At 33.2% G+C, this 4,610-nt stretch carries 5 protein-coding genes; 4 read left to right on the forward strand and 1 reads right to left on the reverse strand.

The features are described 5' to 3' along the window. Window positions 1-38: 38 nt before the first annotated feature. Entirely contained in the window at window positions 39-1,085 is a 1,047-nt protein-coding gene (mutY, locus tag FPG59_RS14105; RefSeq protein ID WP_086455219.1) for an A/G-specific adenine glycosylase, read from the reverse strand. Between the two features lie 133 nt (window positions 1,086-1,218). Between mutY and FPG59_RS14110 the strand changes: the two genes are divergently transcribed. The 4 genes from FPG59_RS14110 to FPG59_RS14125 form a co-directional block, all read left to right on the forward strand. Beyond that, a complete protein-coding gene (locus FPG59_RS14110) occupies window positions 1,219-1,509 on the forward strand; it encodes an HU family DNA-binding protein (RefSeq protein ID WP_066080765.1) in 291 nt (96 codons plus the stop codon). Between the two features lie 389 nt (window positions 1,510-1,898). After that, complete coding sequence (locus FPG59_RS14115) at window positions 1,899-3,443, forward strand: ribonuclease E/G (protein WP_086455220.1); 1,545 nt, start codon at window positions 1,899-1,901, stop codon at window positions 3,441-3,443. Window positions 3,444-3,793: 350 nt separating this feature from the next. Next, window positions 3,794-4,429: a phosphatase PAP2 family protein gene (locus FPG59_RS14120; protein WP_217875917.1), complete on the forward strand. Its 636-nt coding sequence runs from the start codon at window positions 3,794-3,796 to the stop codon at window positions 4,427-4,429. Then, on the forward strand, window positions 4,416-4,610 hold a 195-nt coding region (locus FPG59_RS14125; protein WP_140344675.1), incomplete at its 3' end, for a GtrA family protein. The genes FPG59_RS14120 and FPG59_RS14125, both read left to right, overlap by 14 nt.

Below are 4,610 nucleotides of genomic sequence, written 5' to 3' on the forward strand. Positions count from 1 at the left end.
CCTTATAGTCAATCAAAAAATTAAAAATTAATCCCGTTTTAGTCAACTTTCATACTAGTTTCAATAAAATTATGAATAACAATTGGGAACGGAAAATTTCGCAAAGTTTTAATATCTATTGCGTTTTCTAAAGTTTCTTCTACTTGAACCTTCCAAAACCTAATATATAAATGCTGGTGGGATAATTTGTGTAACACACTCTTTGTGTTGTACTCATATATAATAGGTTTTGATTCCTCTTTGCCATATACTTCTTGAACATATTCATTCACACAATCAAAACCTTCCTCTTTATCCGTTTCTAAAACTGGAAACTCATATAGGTTGTGCCAAATTCCTTTATCAATACGTTTTTGAACTAAAGCATTACTGTTAGCATCTTCAAAAACTAAATAATTAAAGTAGCGATTTCGTACTTTTAGTTTTTTGGATTTTACAGGCAATTGATCGACTTTCTTTTTTTGTAAAGCGGCGCAGCTATCGTTAAAAACACAAACACCACAATCAGGACTTTTAGGCACGCATTGCAAGGCACCAAACTCCATTATGGCTTGATTAAAAAGCGCGGGTGTATCTTTTGGCATGAGTTCAAATGCTAGAGCAGCAAATTCATTTTTGGCTGCAGCCTGGGCAATATCTGTTTCCACATCAAAATAACGAGCCAAAACCCGAAAAACATTACCATCCACTACGGGAACCGCTTCGTTATAGGCAAATGATGCAATTGCAGCAGCCGTATACGTGCCTACTCCTTTCAGTTTTAAAAGCTCATTATAATTTTCTGGAAACACACCTGAAAGCTCAGTAGCTACGTATTGAGCTGTTTTGTGTAAATTACGTGCTCTAGAATAATATCCTAATCCTTGCCATAATTTTAAGACTTGTTCCTCACTTGCAGCGGCCAAATCAAAAACAGTGGGAAATGCTGTAGTAAAACCAAAAAAATAGGGCATTCCCTGCGCCACACGTGTTTGTTGCAACATGATTTCAGAGAGCCAAATCTCGTATGGATTTGTAGTATGACGCCATGGCAAATCACGTTTGTTTTGTAAATACCAATCTATCAGTGTTTTATAAAAAATCATGTTTTAATTATTTGTTAGCAAAAGTAAAAGTTTATGTAATTAAAATTTAATGAATTAGCTTGAATTATTGTTTTTTAAATTCCTATATTTGCAAACTCAAAAAAATAGTACAACATTATAAATAGGAAAGAAAATGACGAAAGCAGATATCGTAGCAAAAATTTCAGAAAAATTAGGTCTTGAAAAAGGAGATGTACAAGCAACTGTAGAGACCTTTATGAATGAAGTTAAAAATTCATTAGAAACTGGCGACAATGTATATTTAAGAGGTTTTGGAAGTTTTATAGTGAAGACTAGAGCTGAGAAAACAGGTAGAAATATCTCAAAAAATACAACTATTAAGATTCCTGCACATAACATTCCTGCATTCAAACCTGCAAAAGTTTTTGTAGAAGGAGTGAAAACAAATAACGAAGCAAAATAATAATATTAATCATAAAATCGACAAGACATGCCAAGTGGTAAAAAAAGAAAGAGACATAAGGTAGCAACGCACAAACGTAAAAAAAGAGCGAGAGCTAACCGTCACAAGAAGAAAAAGTAGTTTTAAACTACTTTTTTCTTTTTAAACGTTCATTGAAATTGAAAAAAGATGAAAGAGTATGGAAAAAAGAATATAGACTCAAAAAGCCTATGTTCTTTAATCTATTCTCGACTAATCTTCTTTTCTCCGGGTACAATACCTGTTAAAATATTGTTTAATCCATCCTTACTTTAGCCGTCAGCAGTTAGCCGTCAGCCTTTAGCCAACTTATTAAGCTAAAAGCCAAAAGCTAAAAGCTAAAAGCTTTTTGTTGGGATAAAAATTTACAAATGAATAAAGAATTAATCATTAGATCTAGTTCTGAAGCTGTAGATTTTGCCTTATTAAAAGATGGAAAACTAATTGAATTACACAAAGAAGAAGAAAAAAGCAATTTCCAAGTAGGTGATATTTTTATTGCCAAAATCAGGAAACCAGTTGCCGGACTTAATGCTGCTTTTGTAAACGTAGGCTTCGAAAAAGATGCCTTTTTACACTATCATGACTTAGGACCTAATCTTGCTTCTCAACTGAAATTCATAAAACTTGTAAGCGCAGGTAAATTAAAAGATTTCTCCCTAAAAAACTTTCAGTTTGAAAAAGAGATTGATAAAGATGGCACCATTACTGATGTTTTGAATGCCAATCAATCTGTTTTAGTACAAGTCGTCAAAGAGCCTATATCTACAAAAGGACCAAGGATAAGCGCTGAGCTTTCTCTTGCCGGAAGATTTATAGTTTTGGTTCCGTTTTCTGACCGCGTTTCTATTTCACAAAAAATAGAAGACAAAAAAGAAAAGGAACGCTTGAAACGATTAGTACAATCCGTCAAACCAAAAGGATTTGGTGTTATTGTTCGCACAGTAGCCGAAGGCAAAAATACAGCCGAGTTAGAAAAAGATTTGCAGAACCTGCTTAGCAGATGGACTGCAATGTGTAAAAAATTACCAACTGCTCATCATCCCTCAAAAGTATTAGGCGAGCTCAACAGAGCTTCCTCTATACTAAGAGACGTTTTTAACGATACCTTTAGCGGTATTCAAATAGATGATGAAGAGTTGTACAACCAAACAAAGGATTACTTGCAAGAAATTGCACCATCCAAACAATCAATTGTAAAGTTCTATCAATCAAAAGACACACCTATTTTTGAGAAATACAACATAGAGCGACAAATCAAGACTTCATTTGGGAAAACAGTTTCCATGAGTAAAGGGGCTTACCTTATTATAGAACACACCGAAGCGTTGCACGTTATTGACGTAAACAGCGGAAACCGTTCTAACAAAGCCACCAACCAAGAAGATACTGCCATGGAAGTCAACATGATTGCTGCTGCCGAAATCGCTAGACAATTGCGTCTCCGAGATATGGGCGGTATCATTGTAGTTGATTTTATCGATATGTCTAATCCTGAAAATCGCAAAGTCTTGTTCGATTTCTTGAAAGAAGAAATGAGCGATGATAAAGCCAAGCACAAAATCTTACCTCCTAGCAAATTTGGATTAGTTCAAATTACACGTCAAAGAGTAAGACCAGAAGTTAATATTAAGACCAGAGAAGAAGATCCAAACAATGTAGAAGGCGAAATTGAAGCGCCAATTCAAATCATTGATAAAATTTCTTTTGATCTAGAAAGAGTATTAAAAAACCACAATCAAGTAGTGCTTAACGTACACCCGTTTGTGGCCGCATACCTTACCAAAGGTTTTCCATCATTGCGTTCAAGATGGTATCTTGAGCACAAAAAATGGGTGAAAATTATACCTCGTGATGCTTACACGTACCTAGAATATCATTTTTATGACAAAAAAGAAAATGCTGTCATAGAATAAAACAAACTCCTCAAGAAATTGGGGAGTTTTTTTTTGCTCTTTTTTTAGGAGCTTTTTCCAGCTATCCGCTATATTCCCGATCAAAAAAACTACGGCCGAAAAAGCCTTGTTTTTTAAAATCGGGAGATGCCGCTGCTATCTGGGCTAAAATATCAAACAACCTAGACCACCTTATTCATAACATTATATTTACGATTTCATCGAATTTTAATAATCTGATTTTCAATAAGTAAAAACAGTAAGGGTTTATTTTTACCACTACTAATTTCATAACGATGAAAACACTATTGAAAATAATAAACAAAAACAGCTTTTTCTATACCAGCTGTTTAGCATTGACTATAGCTTGTATGTTTTTTTTAATTTTTTACTCAAAGGCTGATACTTTCATAATTCTGAATGGATTCCATACATCTTTACTAACTATAATTTTTCAAATTATTACGTTTTGCGGAGATGGTCTTTTTATTATAATAGTGTTTACTATTATTATGATTTCTTTCAAAAAACACAGAGATTTAGGTGTTGTTTTATTAATAAGCTATTTAAGTTCTGGACTTTTGTCACAAGTAATAAAGCAATTTGTAACGTCTCCAAGGCCTAGTGTTTATTTTGAATCCCTTCATTATGCTTATTACCTAGACACTTTTTCAAATTGCAGAATAGGTTTTCGAAGTTTTCCTTCCGGGCATACTGCCTCAGCCTTTGCGATGGTTACTGTTCTTACTAGTTATTTAAAAAAAAGACATGTCTGGGCTCTTTGCTTACTGTTTGCAGTAGCTATAGGCTATTCCCGAATTTATTTGGCTCATCATTTTCTAATTGATGTTATGGTTGGAGCAATAATAGGAGTCTTATTAGGAACTTTAAGTATTTTATGGTTCAAGAAAAAAAGATTCAAAATCAAAAAAATTGTAAAACAATTTCAAATAGCGATTCATAATTCTAAAACACAACATAAACCAAACATTAATGGATCTTATTAAATTTTTTAAATTTGGGTTGGTTGGCTTTTCTGGTTTAGTAATTGATTTCGCTATAACGTGGATTTGTAAAGAAAAATTATTGTTCAATAAATATCTTTCCAATTCATTTGGATTTTTATTTGGTGTTGTAAACAACTACTTTTTGAATAAATATTTTACTTTTCAGAACAATGATAATCAC

Origin of the sequence: Flavobacterium sp. FPG59, from assembly GCF_002150205.1 — a bacterium.
GTDB lineage: Bacteria > Bacteroidota > Bacteroidia > Flavobacteriales > Flavobacteriaceae > Flavobacterium.

What these genes read in the sequence shown, in the direction of transcription:
- FPG59_RS14120 (WP_217875917.1), top strand. Translation starts at nt 3,794, where the DNA reads ATGTTTTTTTTAATTTTTTACTCAAAGGCTGATACTTTCATAATTCTG.
- FPG59_RS14110 (WP_066080765.1), top strand. Translation starts at nt 1,219, where the DNA reads ATGACGAAAGCAGATATCGTAGCAAAAATTTCAGAAAAATTAGGTCTT.
- mutY (WP_086455219.1), bottom strand. Translation starts at nt 1,085, where the DNA reads ATGATTTTTTATAAAACACTGATAGATTGGTATTTACAAAACAAACGT.
- FPG59_RS14115 (WP_086455220.1), top strand. Translation starts at nt 1,899, where the DNA reads ATGAATAAAGAATTAATCATTAGATCTAGTTCTGAAGCTGTAGATTTT.